Source organism: Microbulbifer sp. ABE4_465 (assembly GCF_056160765.1).
Genome location: NZ_JBSWXV010000001.1, coordinates 484,971 through 499,897 on the forward strand (window position 1 = coordinate 484,971; position 14,927 = coordinate 499,897).

The 14,927-nt window shown below is 56.0% G+C and carries 14 protein-coding genes; 7 read left to right on the plus strand and 7 right to left on the minus strand.

Annotated elements, in window-relative coordinates:
* Positions 1-40: 40 nt before the first annotated feature.
* A complete protein-coding gene (locus tag ACXAG1_RS01925; protein ID WP_475093112.1) occupies positions 41-814 on the minus strand; it encodes an OmpW/AlkL family protein in 774 nt (257 codons plus the stop codon).
* A gap of 268 nt (positions 815-1,082) precedes the next feature.
* On the opposite strand from ACXAG1_RS01925, the gene ACXAG1_RS01930 reads away from it, so the two are divergent.
* From ACXAG1_RS01930 to ACXAG1_RS01945, 4 genes are all read left to right on the plus strand, one after another.
* The gene (locus ACXAG1_RS01930; protein ID WP_475118775.1) at positions 1,083-3,467 is read left to right on the plus strand and encodes a TonB-dependent receptor; all 2,385 of its coding nucleotides are present in this window, start codon (positions 1,083-1,085) and stop codon (positions 3,465-3,467) included.
* Positions 3,468-3,506: 39 nt separating this feature from the next.
* Positions 3,507-4,211 (plus strand): response regulator transcription factor, encoded by a 705-nt coding sequence (locus tag ACXAG1_RS01935; protein WP_475093110.1) that lies wholly within the window; start codon positions 3,507-3,509, stop codon positions 4,209-4,211.
* Positions 4,211-5,443: a sensor histidine kinase gene (locus tag ACXAG1_RS01940; RefSeq protein WP_475093109.1), complete on the plus strand. Its 1,233-nt coding sequence runs from the start codon at positions 4,211-4,213 to the stop codon at positions 5,441-5,443. Before ACXAG1_RS01935 ends, ACXAG1_RS01940 begins: the two co-directional genes overlap by 1 nt.
* 116 nt (positions 5,444-5,559) lie before the next feature.
* Entirely contained in the window at positions 5,560-7,941 is a 2,382-nt protein-coding gene (locus ACXAG1_RS01945; RefSeq protein ID WP_475093108.1) for a DNA polymerase II, read from the plus strand.
* Here ACXAG1_RS01945 and ACXAG1_RS01950 read toward each other — a convergent pair.
* The 3 genes from ACXAG1_RS01950 to ACXAG1_RS01960 are packed head-to-tail and all read right to left on the minus strand — an operon-like array spanning position 7,877 to position 10,336.
* Entirely contained in the window at positions 7,877-8,419 is a 543-nt protein-coding gene (locus ACXAG1_RS01950; RefSeq protein ID WP_475093107.1) for a hypothetical protein, read from the minus strand. The two genes, ACXAG1_RS01945 and ACXAG1_RS01950, sit on opposite strands and share 65 nt — an antisense overlap.
* Complete coding sequence (locus ACXAG1_RS01955; RefSeq protein ID WP_475118776.1) at positions 8,406-9,080, minus strand: response regulator; 675 nt, start codon at positions 9,078-9,080, stop codon at positions 8,406-8,408. Before ACXAG1_RS01955 ends, ACXAG1_RS01950 begins: the two co-directional genes overlap by 14 nt.
* Positions 9,077-10,336 (minus strand): sensor histidine kinase, encoded by a 1,260-nt coding sequence (locus ACXAG1_RS01960; RefSeq protein WP_475118777.1) that lies wholly within the window; start codon positions 10,334-10,336, stop codon positions 9,077-9,079. Before ACXAG1_RS01960 ends, ACXAG1_RS01955 begins: the two co-directional genes overlap by 4 nt.
* A 240-nt stretch (positions 10,337-10,576) precedes the next feature.
* On the opposite strand from ACXAG1_RS01960, the gene ACXAG1_RS01965 reads away from it, so the two are divergent.
* The 3 genes from ACXAG1_RS01965 (at position 10,577) to ACXAG1_RS01975 (ending at position 13,432) form a co-directional block, all read left to right on the plus strand.
* Positions 10,577-11,407: a DUF2306 domain-containing protein gene (locus tag ACXAG1_RS01965; protein ID WP_475118778.1), complete on the plus strand. Its 831-nt coding sequence runs from the start codon at positions 10,577-10,579 to the stop codon at positions 11,405-11,407.
* Positions 11,408-11,439: 32 nt separating this feature from the next.
* On the plus strand, positions 11,440-12,363 hold the full coding sequence (locus tag ACXAG1_RS01970) for a M14 family metallopeptidase (protein ID WP_475118779.1): 924 nt from the start codon (positions 11,440-11,442) through the stop codon (positions 12,361-12,363).
* 196 nt (positions 12,364-12,559) lie between these two features.
* A complete protein-coding gene (locus tag ACXAG1_RS01975; protein ID WP_475118780.1) occupies positions 12,560-13,432 on the plus strand; it encodes a hypothetical protein in 873 nt (290 codons plus the stop codon).
* Here ACXAG1_RS01975 and ACXAG1_RS01980 read toward each other — a convergent pair.
* The 3 genes from ACXAG1_RS01980 to ACXAG1_RS01990 form a co-directional block, all read right to left on the minus strand.
* Entirely contained in the window at positions 13,429-13,794 is a 366-nt protein-coding gene (locus ACXAG1_RS01980; protein WP_475118781.1) for a hypothetical protein, read from the minus strand. The genes ACXAG1_RS01975 and ACXAG1_RS01980 overlap by 4 nt on opposite strands.
* Positions 13,791-14,345 carry a hypothetical protein gene (locus tag ACXAG1_RS01985; protein WP_475118782.1) on the minus strand — a complete coding sequence of 185 codons (555 nt, stop codon included), beginning with the start codon at positions 14,343-14,345 and terminating at the stop codon, positions 13,791-13,793. The genes ACXAG1_RS01980 and ACXAG1_RS01985 overlap by 4 nt, the downstream gene beginning before the upstream one ends.
* Before the next feature lie 166 nt (positions 14,346-14,511).
* Positions 14,512-14,904, minus strand: coding sequence for a GNAT family N-acetyltransferase (locus ACXAG1_RS01990; protein ID WP_475118783.1), 393 nt, complete (start codon positions 14,902-14,904; stop codon positions 14,512-14,514).
* Positions 14,905-14,927: the final 23 nt, after the last annotated feature.

Sequence of the window (14,927 nt, forward strand, 5' to 3'; positions counted from 1 at the left end):
GGCGCCGAAGCGCCCAATAAAATCTACCGAATCTTAAATGTCAGAAGGAAAATTTGTAGCCCACTGACAGATTAAACATCCAGGGATCATAGATGTAGTCCCCGGAATAGGACTCATAAATCGGCTCTACATTCGGCGGCGGTGGTACGTCATCCATCAGCTGCAAGCGCATATCTGTCATGGATCGTGCATAAACCGCGGCAACGTTTACCAGCCATGCGCTCTCGCGTCCGAAATTGAAATCCATACCCACTTGCCAGGTATAACCCCAGGAAGATCCCAGGTCGAAGTCGCCGCGCAGGCCGAAGTCGGCCAGGTCGTCGCGCACTTCACGGCTTAGGCCGCCTTCGCCGAAGTCGGTATAGCTAACGCCAGCACCGATATACGGCTGAACCATGCAGGTCTCATCCAGGGGGTAGAATTTCAGGCTTGCGGTGCTGATGTCGGCGTCAAAACTGGCAATATCCCGAAACTCGACGTTGTCGAAACCCAGCGAGAAAAAGCCGTCAGCGTGGCTGCTGGTATGGTTGTCGCCGTCCATATAGGCCAGCTCGATGCCCCAGTGCTCTACAGGCTTCCACTCGAGGTTCATATACCAACCCCACTCGGAGCCGGGATCGACGTTGGAGCGGAACGCGTCGAAATACCGGTAGGTATCATCGACGAAGCTGACGTCGTCATCGCCCGGGGACATATAGTATCCGCCAACGCGAACAATAAAGTCCTGTGGGCCGGTCAGGCCGAAGGCGCCCGCAGAGGCAGGGGTGGAAAGCGCCAGTGCCAAGGGCGCCAAGAGAGGTGCAAATTTCAACATCCTTTTCATCCGAGGTAACTCCTTATATACCCGTGGAATAAAAAGTGTAATACAGCCATTTATGACTTAAGGCGAAAACAGCTAGCTTTAGGTGCCAAATAGCAGGGTGCCGGTATTTCCGTTCAGCTGATTCAACGTTAGGTCGCCGGGCCCTGATGGTCTATTCACGTTTCAGCGACATTTCGGTCACATTTGCATTGTTAACCTCCCACCGATTCACCAATAAATATCGGCAGATTGTTGTCGGGGCAATAAAGGGAATAACAATATGAGCAGGCAATTGACACAGGTATCGCGGTTGACGTTATCGGCGCTGTTGATGGGAACTCCACTTTTTACCCACGCAGCGGAAACCCCCGGTGCGCTGACGATTGTGGTGAAGGATCAGAATACGGACCGGCCACTCTCATCTGCGCAGATTGTGATCAGGGAGCGGGATACCAACTCCACGCGGTCGGTGGAAACCGACGCACAAGGCCGCATTGTCGTCGATCTGCTCGACCCCGGTCTTTACTCGGTGAATGTGGTCAAAGGTGGGTTCAGTTCCTCCTATGAGCCCAGTGTGCGCGTGGTTACGCGCAAGAATGTCAAAATCGAATTCGACCTTCGGGAGCAGGCCATTGAGGAGGTGGAGGTCCGGGCACAACAACCGGATGCCTTTGCATCCGCAAGTAGTACCTACCTCGATCGAGAGGCGTTGCGCAGTGCGGTTGGCGGTGGCGCGGATCCGCTACTCTCGCTGGATGGTCTGCCTGGTCTGGCGTCCGCCAGTGAATTCGCGAGCTTCAGTGTGCGTGGCCGCGGCCCAAGGGACAACTTGCTGTTCGTTGATGATTTTCCGTTTGATAAAGCGGTGCACTTTGATGCGACCCTGGGTGAAGAGGAGGATGTTGGTGGCGGCGGCCGCTTCTCGATTTTTGCACCGAACGTGATCAGTGGTGCCGAGTTTTCGCCCGGCGGGTGGAGTGCGGCTTACGGGGGCAGGGCGGCATCGCTACTCAATCTGGAGGTCGCCGATGGCAACCCAAGCCCTTCCGCGAGCCTGCGCTTCGACATTGCGGGCTATGAAGTGGGTTACGATGGTCCTGCCGGTATCACGGAAGACTCTACCTTGCTCGTTTCTGCCCGTCGTCTCGACTTCGGTTCGTTTTTTGAAACCATCGAAGAGCTCGATATTGGCGCGCCGGTGCTGAGAGATGTGATCGTAAAGTCGGTTGTGCCCATCAATCAGAGCAATACGCTCGAAGTACTTCTGATAGACACGCACGAAGACTATTTTCGCGATGTGACCCACGTTTTTGCGTCGCCCAATTTCGAAGACGCGGCGCTCCAGAAATCCGAACAGGATAGTGATTTGTACGGTTTCACATTGCGGTCTCTGATCGGTGAAGAAGCGGTGTTGACCAACAAGGTTTACTACCGCACCAGCGACAAGATCAGTTCAGAGGGGGAATCCTTTCCGGATCTCGTTCCTGAGGGATCGCCCGCGTCCAGTTTTCCGGTGCGGGAAGACATTATTACCATCGGTGAGGGTGAGACAGAGATCGGCTGGCGGGGCGACTTCGAGACAGTGAATCAGTGGGGCGTGTTCAGCGCTGGTGTTCGCGTAACGCAAACGGAACTGGACTATAGCACCGTCCTGGATGGCGATTGGATTCGGTTTGTCTACGACGACGATGATTTCAGGCCAGACCCGGACCAGCGTTACATTGTACTGACACCCGAGAGCATCAATTCTTCGCTCAATCAGAAAGCGACGAGCTATGCGGGTTACGCCGAGCAGGTGTTTGAGCGGGGCGATTGGGATTTTCGCACTGGCTTGCGCCTGGAGCGGGACGGTTTTGCAGACGAAAGCTTCGCGTCGCCCAGGTTCAGCGTCAATTGGCGGCCGGGGAATACCTTCCGCTATTTCGCGACCGCAGGCCTCTTTCATCAGTCCCCACGGTTCTTAGACCTCGCCGCGAATGAGTCAAACGACCTTGGGAACGAAGAGATCACCCACGCCAGTATCGGGGCTGAATACTTTCCGACCAGCAATTGGTCGGTGTTGACGGAAGCATATTATCAGAACCTCGACAAGCTGGTGGTAGACCTAGATCGGGCAAGTGGTACCTTTGCCAACATCGGCGACGGTACATCCTACGGTATGGATGTGGTGGCCAACGGTACGATTCGCGAGGGCATTTACGCTACCGCGACATACTCCTACAACGATGCCGAAGTGGACCGGAAGGACGGTCGCGGTGCCGTCGCCGCCGAGTTCAACCGCGAGCATGTCGCTACCCTGGGCCTGACCTGGGAAATCAGCGACCGCTGGAAGGTGGCCGGGCGTTACAAATATCTTTCCGGCAGACCAGACGATGCGTTTATCATTCATTCAGACGTGTTGGGGGAGGGCGAGCCTTTGCGCTATTCGAAAGAGATCACTGAGCGCAATGTCGGCCGCAAAGACAGCACGGCCATGTTGAACGTGCGCGTTGACTATCGCCGCGCATTTGGCCCGGTGGATGCAACGGCTTTTCTCGATGTTATCAACCTGACCGCGGCGTCATCGAGCGACGATGCCGAGTTTGATTACCGTCGTGGTGTTGTAGTGCAAGACGATAGCGAGGCCGAGCCGCTTATTGGTCTGCGTTTGGACTATGCGTGGTAAAAAGCGCATGGTAACTCGTAACGGGCAAGGGGATCGTTGATGGTACAAGCGCTAGGTGAAGCACCGATTAGAGTGCTGATTGTCGAAGATAACCGCGATATTTGCGAGAACATCGCCGCGTATCTTGATAAGCATAACTATGTGCTGGATTTTGCCTATGACGGTATCAGCGCTATGCACCTGGCGTTAACCAACCCGTTCGACGTGATTGTGCTGGACCTGATGCTTCCGAGGATGGACGGCCTCAGTTTCTGCCACAAGCTGCGAGTGGATGCGGAAGTGGAAACGCCCGTGCTGATGCTGACCGCAAGAGATACGCTGGACGATAAGCTCAAGGGGTTCGAGGTGGGTGCCGATGATTACCTGATCAAGCCATTCGCACTGCAGGAGCTGCACGCGCGACTGCAGGCGCTGTACAAGCGCAGCCACGGAAAAGCCACCAGTTTGTTAACGGTCGGTGATCTGACATTGAATCGCTCCACCTTACAAGTACGCCGCGGGGGGCAGCGGGTCGAACTCACTCCCGCGGGTATGAGATTGCTGCAACGACTGATGGAGGCGGCCCCGTCTGTTGTCGCTCGCGATGAGCTCGAAACCTTGCTGTGGGCGGACGAGCGTCCCGATGGCGATGCGCTCCGCTCGCATATGTACAAGCTGCGCCAGGCGATCGATCGGCCGTTTGAAAACCCGCTACTTCATACGGTACATCGTATCGGGTACCGAATTGCAGAGGATGTTGAGTAATGTACCGCTACAGTTTACGCAAGCGCGTCGCCATTGCATTTGCGATGTGTGTTGCGGTTCTCAGCGTGGTTTGGGGGCTCGCGTTCTTCGGCGCGATGAGGTTGAGCGAGGATCGTGTCCTTGTACGTCAGCTGCAGCTTGCCGTCGAAAATTATCCCACTATGTCGATAAACCTTCGTGCATACGATGACATTGGCAGCCTGCCGGAATCTCTCAGGGAGTGGGCGCAGACAAATCCTGCCGAAGGACTGTATGAATTCGAGTCCGAAGAGCTCCATGTAGCGGTAGTGCCATCTGAAAGCGGACAGGGAACCGCCTTTGTGGTTTACGACGTTGCCGGGATTGAGGCTGCGTCATCAGAGGACTGGTGGTTATTGCTCGCGATCACCGGGGTAGTGGCTGCACTTGGTGTGCTTGGTTTCGGGCTGGGAATTTTTGTGATGCGCAGAGCGGTCGCCCCAGTCGTGCAGCTCGCGAAGGTGGTCGCGGAGATCGACCCGAAAAAGCTGGCGGCCGAAGATCTCAAACGCATTGAGTCCTACCGGTTTGGCGATGATGAGGTCGGCGTGCTCGCCACGACCATTGAGAAGACCCTTGAGCGGATCAGCGCGTTTATTGATAGGGAGCGATACTTTACCGGTTCTGCCAGCCATGAGTTGCGGACGCCGATCACCGTGATCATGGGCGCGCTGGAGCTACTGGAACAGAGCGATCTTTCTGCGGCCGATGCGAAGGTGGTTGAGCGAGTGAAGCGTGCCACTTTTGAAATGAAAGCCACCATTGAAATGTTCTTGTGCCTCGCTCGCGAAGCCGACGATGGCTTGTACGACGAACAGTTTTCAGTAATGCCGCTGGTAAGCCAGGCGATAGATCAGCAGCGCCATCTATTAAACGGGAAATTCGTCGACGTAGAAATCGATGATCTATCCAAACCCGTTGCCAGCGGACATTCCCAGGCGTTTTCTATCGCGGTCAATAATCTGGTGCGGAATGCATTCCAGCACACCCTTGACGGCCAGGGGCCAATCACGATTCATATCAGAGATCGCGCGCTGTTTGTCACCAATCAGGTTAGTAGTGCGGTGAATGAGCGGCACACACCCATCGAGTCTGTGTCGCCGCAAGGGTATGGTCTTGGCCTGGGAATCGTTGAACGGCTGTGTGAACGCAATGGCTGGTCGTTTTCATTGGACGCGGATGAAGCGCGTGTAGCGGCCCGCCTTTCCTGGTGATGAGACCAGGTCGCCCGGGGGCCCTTAAGCTCGGCGCTGGCAATTGCTGATATCTGTGTATTTATCCAGTAAAATGCCTGCAATCTCTAATCCAAGTATCAAGCCAGTACAGCCTCTTGTCCCAAGGATTTCTCCTCACCCGCCACAGCTTTGATCAGCGCGGCAGCACCTGTATCCACTACTGGCTGGCCACACCCGAGGGCCCGGTCAAGCTGGTTATTGAGGGTGAGCGCCCGGTTTTTATGGTCAAAGTGGCGGATCGGCCCCAAGTATCCGAGGCGCTGGCCGGCATCCCTCATGATTGGCAGCAGCTGGGCTTCCAGACTTTTGGCCGCGAAGAAGCGGCCATGCTGTATTTTCCTACGATCGATGTCCACCGCCGGGCCCAGACCCTGTTGCAAGATCGCGGGATCGAGATATTCGAAGCGGATTTTCGTCTCCACGATCGCTACCTGATGGAGCGCTTTGCCCGGGGTGGCCTCTACTTTGAGGGTGTGGCCCGGGCCAAAGAAGGTTATACGGAATACCGCAACGTGCGTCTTAAGGGGGCAGAAGTTCGGCCAGAGTTCAAGGTGGTTTCCCTGGATGTCGAGTGCTCCGGCCAGGGTGAGCTGTATTCCATAGGCCTGTATGGGCACGACGTGGAAGAGGTGCTGATGGTGGGACAGCCCGAAAGTGCTGAAACCACCATCCACTGGGTGGATGACGAACGGGCGCTGCTGCAGGCCCTGGAGGCCAGAATCCAATCCCTGGACCCGGACATCATCATCGGCTGGGCCGTGGTGGATTTTGATTTTCGGCTGCTGATTAAACGGGCCGGGCGCCATGGTCTGCGCCTTAAGCTGGGGCGCGGCGGCACCGATGCCCGCTGGCGGGATGGCCGCGAAGGTAATCAGGGCTTTGTGACACTGCCGGGCCGGGTGGTGCTGGACGGCATCGACGGGCTGAAGAATGCCACTTACAACTTTGAAAGTTTCAGCCTGGAGTTCGTGGCCCAGACGTTGCTTGGTAGGGGTAAGGACACCGAAGATGTAGACAACCGCCTGGCCGCGATTGAACACGACTTTCGCCATAACAAACCCAAACTCGCCGCCTACAACCTCGAAGACTGCCGTCTGGTCTGGGACATCTATCAGCACACCCGCTTGCTGGATTACCTGCGCCTGCGGGCTCAGCTCACGGGCCTGGAGCTCGACCGCAGCGGTGGCTCGGTGGCGGCTTTCACCAACCTCTACCTGCCCAAGTTACACCGCAGCCGCTATGTGGCGCCCAACCTGCCGGCCGACGGCGGTCTGGCGAGCCCCGGTGGCTATGTGATGGACTCCCGGCCGGGCCTGTACGACAACGTACTGGTGCTGGATTTCAAGAGCCTGTATCCGAGCATTATCCGCACCTTCAAGATTGATCCTATGGGCCTGATTGAGGGGTTGGCTGACGGATTGACTGGCGAACTGTCGGATGACGAGGCAAGTGAGAACAGCATCCCCGGTTTTCGCGGCGCGCGTTTTTCCCGCGACAAGCACTTCCTGCCGGACATCATTACCAATCTCTGGGCACAGCGGGACATTGCCAAGCAGGAAAAGGATGCCGCGCGCTCACAGGCGATCAAGATCATCATGAACTCCTTCTACGGGGTACTGGGAAGCGGGGGCTGCCGTTTTTACGACACGCGCCTGGCCAGCTCCATCACATTGCGCGGTCACGAGATCATGCAGCAGACCGCTCGCTGGATTGAGGAGCTTGGTCATCAGGTTATCTACGGCGATACCGACTCCACCTTTGTCTGGCTGAGTGGCAAACCCAGCCCGGAAGAGGCGGATGCGACCGGTAAGAGTCTGGCCAGCGAGATCAATACACGCTGGCAGAACAAACTCAAAGATGAGCTCGCGCTGGAATGTGAACTGGAGCTGGAATTCGAAACCCACTACCAGCGATTTCTGATGCCCACCATTCGCGGCTCCGAGGCCGGCTCCAAGAAACGCTATGCGGGCCTGGTGTTGAATGGGGACGAAGAAAAGCTGGTATTCAAGGGCCTGGAAACCGTGCGCAGCGATTGGACTGTGCTCGCCAAGCAGTTCCAGACACAACTCTACGGAATGGTGTTTAAGGGCGCTGATCCGTCCGGCTATATCCGCGAGATGGTGGAGAAAACCCGGGCAGGGGAGATGGACGAGCAGCTGGTGTATCGCAAACGGCTCCGGCGCAAGCTGGAGCAATACGTCAAAAATATTCCGCCCCAGGTGCGCGCCGCACGACTGGCCGATGAACACCGCCGCCAGCAGGGGCTGTCACCCAAATACCAGAACAAGGGCTGGATTCGTTATGTGATCACCCTCAGCGGTCCGGAGCCTCTGGAGTACCGTCAGTCACCGATCGATTACCAGCACTATATCGACAAGCAACTTAAGCCGGTGGCGGATGCCATATTGCCATTTATCGACCTGGATTTTGATTCTCTGGTGGATGGGCAGTTGGGGCTGTTTGGGGCGATCGACTGAACACGTTTTCCTGATCAATTTTCCCTTCAGTGGATGCCTTAATCTCAGCCGGCCAAACCAGCCCTGCACGAATTCCCGCCAGCAAAATCACAAGGGATGTTTCCAACGCTAGGAAAACTCCAATCGGGTGGCCAGGCACACCACGCGCTACCAAATAGACAAGGTATGCCGCAGTCAGCAGGTTACCGACAAGCCCGATGTTGAGCGCATACCCGCGGGCCTGCCAGAGCGGTTTGGCAATTAGGGCATTCAATGCCGCGGTGGTGGCGAGCATTGCACCGGGGAGAAACAACAGAATGCGACGTTGCAGGGCTGTGTCCGGGTGCCAAATTTCCGTCCAAACTGCACCAAAGTGTCCGTATGCGCCCAGTGTGAGGAATATGGCGAGAAGCAACGCGCTTACCGCAGCCAGGTTATACAGAGAGTTGCGCTGCAGCCCTGTCGAGGCAGTGGCAACTGGCGTACTAGAAACCAACATCGCGCTCTCCGACGTTGGCCAACCCACATTCATACGCGAAAACCACGGCCTGGGCGCGATCGCGCAATCCCAGTTTTGACAGCAGGCTGGATACGTGGGTTTTTACCGTGGCCGGGCCGATAAACAGGGCTTCGGCGATTTCGACGTTACTCTTGCCGGCGGCAATGGCCGTCAGTACTTCGCGCTCCCGGGAGGTGAGCCGATCCAACCGCTCGGCCAGGTTGCGGCCGGTTCCCAGTTTTTGTGCAAACTCGCTGATCAGGCGTTTGGTGATACCCGGGGCCAGCATGGCACCGCCATCGGCCACGGTGCGCACGGCCTCTACCAGTGACTCCGGCGGAATGTCTTTGAGTACAAACCCGCTCGCGCCGGCCTGTAGCGCACGGAATACGTATTCGTCGGGGTCGAAGGTGGTAAGGATGATGACACGACTGGTGGCGACGTCTGTTGTCAGGATTTTTGCGGTGGCTTCCAGTCCGTCCATTTCCGGCATACGGATGTCCATCAGGATTATATCGGGCCGATGTTCACGGGCCGCATTAATTGCCTCGATGCCGGTGCCGGCCTCGGCCACTACTTCAATATCGGGCTCGTTATCCAGTACCAGCGCGAAGCCACGCCGCACCAGCGCCTGGTCATCCACCACCATTACACGAATCATTGTGATCTCCCATCTTCAGTGGGCAGTTGCGCGTAGACTTCAAAGCCGCCGCGATCTATTGCGCCCGCGTGCAATTGCCCCCCGAGTAATTCAGCGCGTTCGCGCATGCCGGTAATACCGTGTCCACCACCGGACTGTTCTGACTGTGTTTGCTGGCTTTGGCTGTGCCCGTCATCGCGCACGCACACAGTTAGTTCGCCCGGTTCTGCGCGCACACTGACATGCACGCTGGCCGCAGCACCGGCGTGTTTGATTACGTTGGTTAAGGATTCCTGGACGATGCGATAGGCGGCGAGGGCGGTTCTGGCAGGTATGCGGCTGAGATCGCCCCGGGTTTCATACTCCACTTTGGCCAGGACTTGTCGCACCTTTTCGATCAGGGCGGGCAGGTCGCCCAGATCTGGTTGTGGTGTCAGCGTTGTTCCGTTGCTGACCGGGCGCAGGACACCTAAAAGGTGTCGCATTTCTGCCAGAGCCTGGCGGCCAGCGGCTTCCACCGCAGCCATGGCTTCGCTCGCTGCTTCCGGATTGTTGCGGCAGATGGTTCTGGCAGCGCCGGCCTGCACGGTCATCAGGCTGACCTGGTGTGCCACCACATCATGCATTTCGCGCGCGATGCGGGTGCGCTCGGCAGCTACAGCGCGCTCGGATTCGGCATGGCGTTCCCGCTCAAGATACTCGGCTCGCTCCTGCAGCAATCGCAGGTGTTCCCCGCGAAAGCGCAGCCGTCGGCCGATGTGCCACAGGGCCCATGCCAGCACCAGGGCCACGATTCCTCCGGCCGTCGGTTCAAACGGTATCCGCTCGTCCAGCACTATGTACGCCAGCGTCGCCGCAACCGAAAACAAGCTGATCCGGGTGTTGGCCTCGTATCTGCCAAGGCTGTAGAGCGAAAACGCCAGGGCAACGATACCTTCGGCGGGCAAGCCCAGTTCCAGTATCAGGGTTGCGCCGAGTACAACGGCATGCGCCTGCCAGGGGAAGCTGCGGCGCCACAGCAGGGCAAAGCAGCCGACGAAGGCGCATTGAAACGCGGTGACATCCCACAGGCTTTGCAGGGCCAGCACATCGCTAGTGCTTTGGCGCGACCACATCAGCAGCGTCAGTACAAAGGCGAGGATAGCGATGAGTAGATCGGTCAGCTGTGGCCAGCGCTCAAACGGCCCGCGCCATGGTCGCCAGGCCGGTAGCTTGGGCAATTCCGTGTTGGCCTGATGCGGTTCTGGTATCGGGTTATTGGGGAGCGATGATTTCATTGCTGCATGCTAAACCAGGCGTGTTGGGCTGTCATGAGTCTTGCGGTTGAGGTGGGTGCTGCGCCATCTCCACCTTTTGGGGGAGATCAGATTCCGGCCTATGGGCGATGTTCGGCTATGGGAAAGGACCGACCATGGTCGCTGGGCAACTAGCGCCCAGGATCACGAGGACTGCGCAGTGAAAGCTATGGAGAGCCTCACCAAGTAAAAGCCCCACAATAAGTCGCCTGGAGAAAAACGATGAACGACGCCGTACTCAGTGCAACACTGCCCCGCCCATTTGATTCGCGGCGGGCCGTCAATCTGGCGGTGACAGCCTGGTTTGGTATCGCGGCACTCGGCCACGCACTGTTCCTTTTTTATATTTTTGCCGTGTTCTATCCGCCCATTGCCCAGTCGGGGTTGAACGGCCTGCAGAGCCTGGAGCACCTGCCGGCCGGCTTTCGCGAGGGCGATATGCTCGGCAACCTTGCGGCGGTAGCGCACGTGCTGCTGGCTGCGATTGTGATTGGTGGCGGTCCGTTGCAACTGATTCCGGCGGTGCGCAAACACGCGCCGACTTTCCACCGCTGGCTGGGCCGCAGTTATCTGCTGGCTGCCGTGACTGCCAGTGTAGGTGGGCTGTATATGATCTGGACCCGCCACAGCCTGGGTAATCTCTGGTCGCAGATCACCATCTCGATCGATGGAGTCCTGATTCTGGTGTTTGCATTTCTGGCACTGCGCAACGTACTGGCCGGCCGCATTGCCGAGCACCGGCGCTGGGCCATGCGCCTGTTTATGGCGGCCAGCGCGGTATGGTTCTTACGTGTGGCGTTGATGGGCTGGGCGACGCTGACCGGCGGTTGGGGAATTGACTGGGAGACTTTTACTGGCCCCTTTATTTACGCGCTGGGCGTTGGCCAGTATCTGGTTCCTCTGGCCATGCTGGAATGGTACTTCCGTTGTCAGAGGCGCGATGCAGGCCCACTCTTGCAGATTGCTTTTGTAGGTACGCTGGTGCCCCTGACTGTTTTTATGGCCATTGGCGTCTTTGCCGCTACCATGGGGATGTGGCTGCCTCGGATGTAGCCATGCCCGGTCAACTCTGGAGAACAACCACTATGAGCTCAGCCCAAGCATTTTATCCAATCGGAACCCCCGGCAAACCCTGGGGCGACGCGGAGCGCGCGGAGTGGTTGTCGCGCCAGACCCGCCACCGCAGCTACGAGTCAGAGGTGGTCAGCAAGATCGAGCGTCTACATGATCGCTTCGACCTTGAAGAGTACGGCCGGTTGGAATATGGAGAGCAGAGCTTCCCGCTTCTGGCGATTCGCAGCCGCGACTGGAAGGATGACCTGCCGGTGGCGTTGGTGACCGGTGGGGTACACGGCTACGAAACCAGTGGGGTTCACGGAGCGCTGCAGTTTATTGATCAACATGCCGCAGATTGCGCCGGCCGGGTGAATCTGCTGGTGGCACCCTGCGTCAGTCCCTGGGCTTACGAGCGCATCCACCGCTGGAACCCCAACGCCATCGACCCAAATCGTTCCTTCTACGACAACAGTCCGGCCGAAGAATCCGCAGCCCTGATGCGGCTGGTTTCACCAATCCGCGATCGAGTGGTCATGCATATTGACCTGCACGAAACCACGGATACCGACGAAACAGAATTCCGCCCGGCACTGGCCGCCCGCGACGGCAAGCCATTTTCCCCGGGCGGCATTCCCGACGGTTTTTATCTGGTGGATGACAGCGAAAACCCGCAGCCCGAATTCCAGCAGGCGGTGATTGCGGCGGTAGAGCAGGTGACCCATATCGCCCCGGCGGACGATAACAATGAAATAATCGGCTCACCGGTGGTGGCCCGTGGAGTGATCGAATACCCGCTAAAACAGCTGGGACTGTGCGCCAGCGTAACCAGCGCGCGCTACAAGACGACAACCGAAGTTTACCCCGACAGCCCGCGTGCGACGCCCGAACAGTGCAATGATGCGCAGGCCGTAGCGGTGTGCGCGGCGATCGATTACGCGTTGGCGCACTCCTGAGAGGCAGAGAGTGAAACTCGTTTGGTAACTCCGGGGGGTATACGTTCCGATTGAGAGGTGGTTCACAAATTGGTCTTTCAGGGATTTCAACCGGGATAGTTCGGCCCCGAGAGTCAGCTCAGATAGCGATGCTTCCCTGGTAGCATGGTAGAGTAGACGTCGGTTCAATTAGTCAGGATTGTAATCACTTCGTGCTATGGATGCTTTAGTCCCACTATTTCTCATATTCATCGCTCTCAATAGCAAGCAATTGGCGAAAGATAGGCTCTATCGGGCAAATGTTTTTGCCATTGTCGGGATCTTTTATTTTGTTACTTTGCAATACCTATTCTACTGGAACCGTATTTTTCAGGTGGAAGGATGGCCGCGAATTACTCCGGTGTTGATCGCTGTACTGGTAACCATCGGTATATGCCTCTCTCCTTGGAATAAACGAAGCGAAATCCTGAAGACCGTGAGTTTGGTCACTCTTTTTGTTGTCGCTCTGATCGGGACGTATATTTCAGACACTTCCATTAAAGAATTTATTGCAGATAAGGGTGGGTTTTACGGTAATGGCGAACTTCAAGCTTCACGTAATAGCAAGGCGAGCTTGGGGGATGTTTTTGAGTTTGATATTGGAGTAATGATTGGAGCCTCGAGCGGATGGAGTAAGTCTGAGCTTCCATCTGGCCACGAGTACCTGCTTTATGAGGAGCAGGGGAAAAAAGTGGCTGAAGTTCGTCCTAATTGCTTGGAACGGATGCAAGTAGATACACCCACGTACCTTTTCAGAATTTCGGATTCTTTAAATTCAGGCAAGCAGAATGTCCATTCCAGCTACAACTGCGGCCAGTCCGATGGCCTTAAAACGTGCCTGGTAAAAGTAGCGTATTCCACCGAGGGTGGGACCCATGAACGCTGGCACTGGTTTTCGGAAGCATTTGACGGTGGGGCGGTTGTAGTTGACTACGTTCTAGCGGGGGGCGGTGAGGCTCTGAAAGATGAGGCTGCTGAAATGGTGGAGTCAACCCGGATCGTCGAGAGGCGCGCAACCGATATATGCCGCACGCCTGCCGCTTGGCTTTAATTTGAGCCTACTTGATCCGCAAAGTTGTCGATAGCTGTGCATTCCCAGCTTGCATTTCCTGCGCTTATTGCTGCATCTATATACAATCCTGCTCTTTGCGACGGTGTAGCATTTTGGATCGCTGACCATGCGATGTAAGCATCACCAGAAGTACTGATCTCTTTAGATATTTTTTCATCCAGTAATTTCGCACGCTCTTCAGGCGTGAATCTTTCAAAATTTTTGGTTTTCGTAACCTTGCTAAACTGTTCGCAGAAGATGTCAAACTCTTTGGCTTTTGAAATTTTCACATCGGATTGATTTGGCCCGCAAGCGCTTAATAAAGTAGCCGATAGAAGTAGCGGAATAGTTCTGATATTCATCTTTTTATTACTGACTCCCAGTTGAACCCACCATTTATGCCAGTTTGATATGGCTTCTTTGGTCGGTAAATTTTCACGAATTCTGCCGGTTGATAGTCGGCTACCAGGCTTCCGTTCGCGTCGCTAATGAAAACCCAGAGACCTGCATTGCTGATCCAGGCAGTTCCACCCTTGGTGGCGATTGTCATAGCTGCTATTTCCGGAGCCGATGAGCTGTAAGTGCTACAGGGGAGGATAAACTGGGAGTATTTCGATGGCTCTTTAGATTTAACGATTTGGATTCGTCGTTGAGTATCGTCATCGACAACGGCCTTTGTTAATCCAGTAACAATAGCGGCAGGGGCGGATAGAAACCCAGTTGCCCATATTCCAATATCGATCGCTCCGGGCTTGGATCCTTCTGAGGCGTAATTTAGCGCCCAGGTTGCGGGGGTTATAAGTGCTCCTGCAACTTTCTTTCCTACTTGCTCAAGTCCAATTGAAGCTATCGTACCACTTGCAGTCTGAATAGTGTTTTTGTGGTCACGTATAGTTGTAGTGGCTTCAGTCATTTCCAACTCCCTTTGGTTTCTGAAGGCGCAATATTGATCACTTAATCGGATTATTTCAAATATTTAAAATCGTGTCAGAGTGGAGTTTTCGAATACGAAATATTTGCGTCGACTATCAATATGAATAGTACAAGGAGCCCGGATGGGCGGGTGTGATGCGAATCCGCTAGGATATACACGTGTAGCGCATAATCACAATATCCCGCCCTTGTTTCTGATAGGTATGGAATCGGTCGACGATGGCTGACGGGAGTCCGCCTTCCTCAACAATGGAATAGCCGAGCGATTCGTAAAACGGAATCAGGTGCTGGTAGGGGAAGGTGAAGGTTCTGTCGTCGTAGGCTTCAGCCATACGTTGCAGCAGTAATCGCGCAATGCCTTTGCCCCGGTGTTCTTCGGCCACTGCTACGCCGGTGAGCAGCTGGCTGTCGGTCAACTTGCGTAGAGTGCCGCAGGCCACAATCTGCTTGCCTGAATCTCTTATCACCAGACAGGGATCGTGCCGCCGGGCTTTGCCGCGGAATTTGTGGGTGCGGTAGAATTTGTTGGCTAATGGCATCTCTGCGTCGGAGAGCCACTGGG

Bases quoted from the DNA above. Each gene is read 5' to 3' on its own strand.
- ACXAG1_RS01925 (WP_475093112.1), bottom strand. From the start codon at position 814: ATGTTGAAATTTGCACCTCTCTTGGCGCCCTTGGCACTGGCGCTTTCC.
- ACXAG1_RS01930 (WP_475118775.1), top strand. From the start codon at position 1,083: ATGAGCAGGCAATTGACACAGGTATCGCGGTTGACGTTATCGGCGCTG.
- ACXAG1_RS01935 (WP_475093110.1), top strand. From the start codon at position 3,507: ATGGTACAAGCGCTAGGTGAAGCACCGATTAGAGTGCTGATTGTCGAA.
- ACXAG1_RS01940 (WP_475093109.1), top strand. From the start codon at position 4,211: ATGTACCGCTACAGTTTACGCAAGCGCGTCGCCATTGCATTTGCGATG.
- ACXAG1_RS01950 (WP_475093107.1), bottom strand. From the start codon at position 8,419: ATGTTGGTTTCTAGTACGCCAGTTGCCACTGCCTCGACAGGGCTGCAG.
- ACXAG1_RS01955 (WP_475118776.1), bottom strand. From the start codon at position 9,080: ATGATTCGTGTAATGGTGGTGGATGACCAGGCGCTGGTGCGGCGTGGC.
- ACXAG1_RS01960 (WP_475118777.1), bottom strand. From the start codon at position 10,336: ATGAAATCATCGCTCCCCAATAACCCGATACCAGAACCGCATCAGGCC.
- ACXAG1_RS01965 (WP_475118778.1), top strand. From the start codon at position 10,577: ATGAACGACGCCGTACTCAGTGCAACACTGCCCCGCCCATTTGATTCG.
- ACXAG1_RS01970 (WP_475118779.1), top strand. From the start codon at position 11,440: ATGAGCTCAGCCCAAGCATTTTATCCAATCGGAACCCCCGGCAAACCC.
- ACXAG1_RS01975 (WP_475118780.1), top strand. From the start codon at position 12,560: ATGGATGCTTTAGTCCCACTATTTCTCATATTCATCGCTCTCAATAGC.
- ACXAG1_RS01980 (WP_475118781.1), bottom strand. From the start codon at position 13,794: ATGAATATCAGAACTATTCCGCTACTTCTATCGGCTACTTTATTAAGC.
- ACXAG1_RS01985 (WP_475118782.1), bottom strand. From the start codon at position 14,345: ATGACTGAAGCCACTACAACTATACGTGACCACAAAAACACTATTCAG.
- ACXAG1_RS01990 (WP_475118783.1), bottom strand. From the start codon at position 14,904: ATGCCATTAGCCAACAAATTCTACCGCACCCACAAATTCCGCGGCAAA.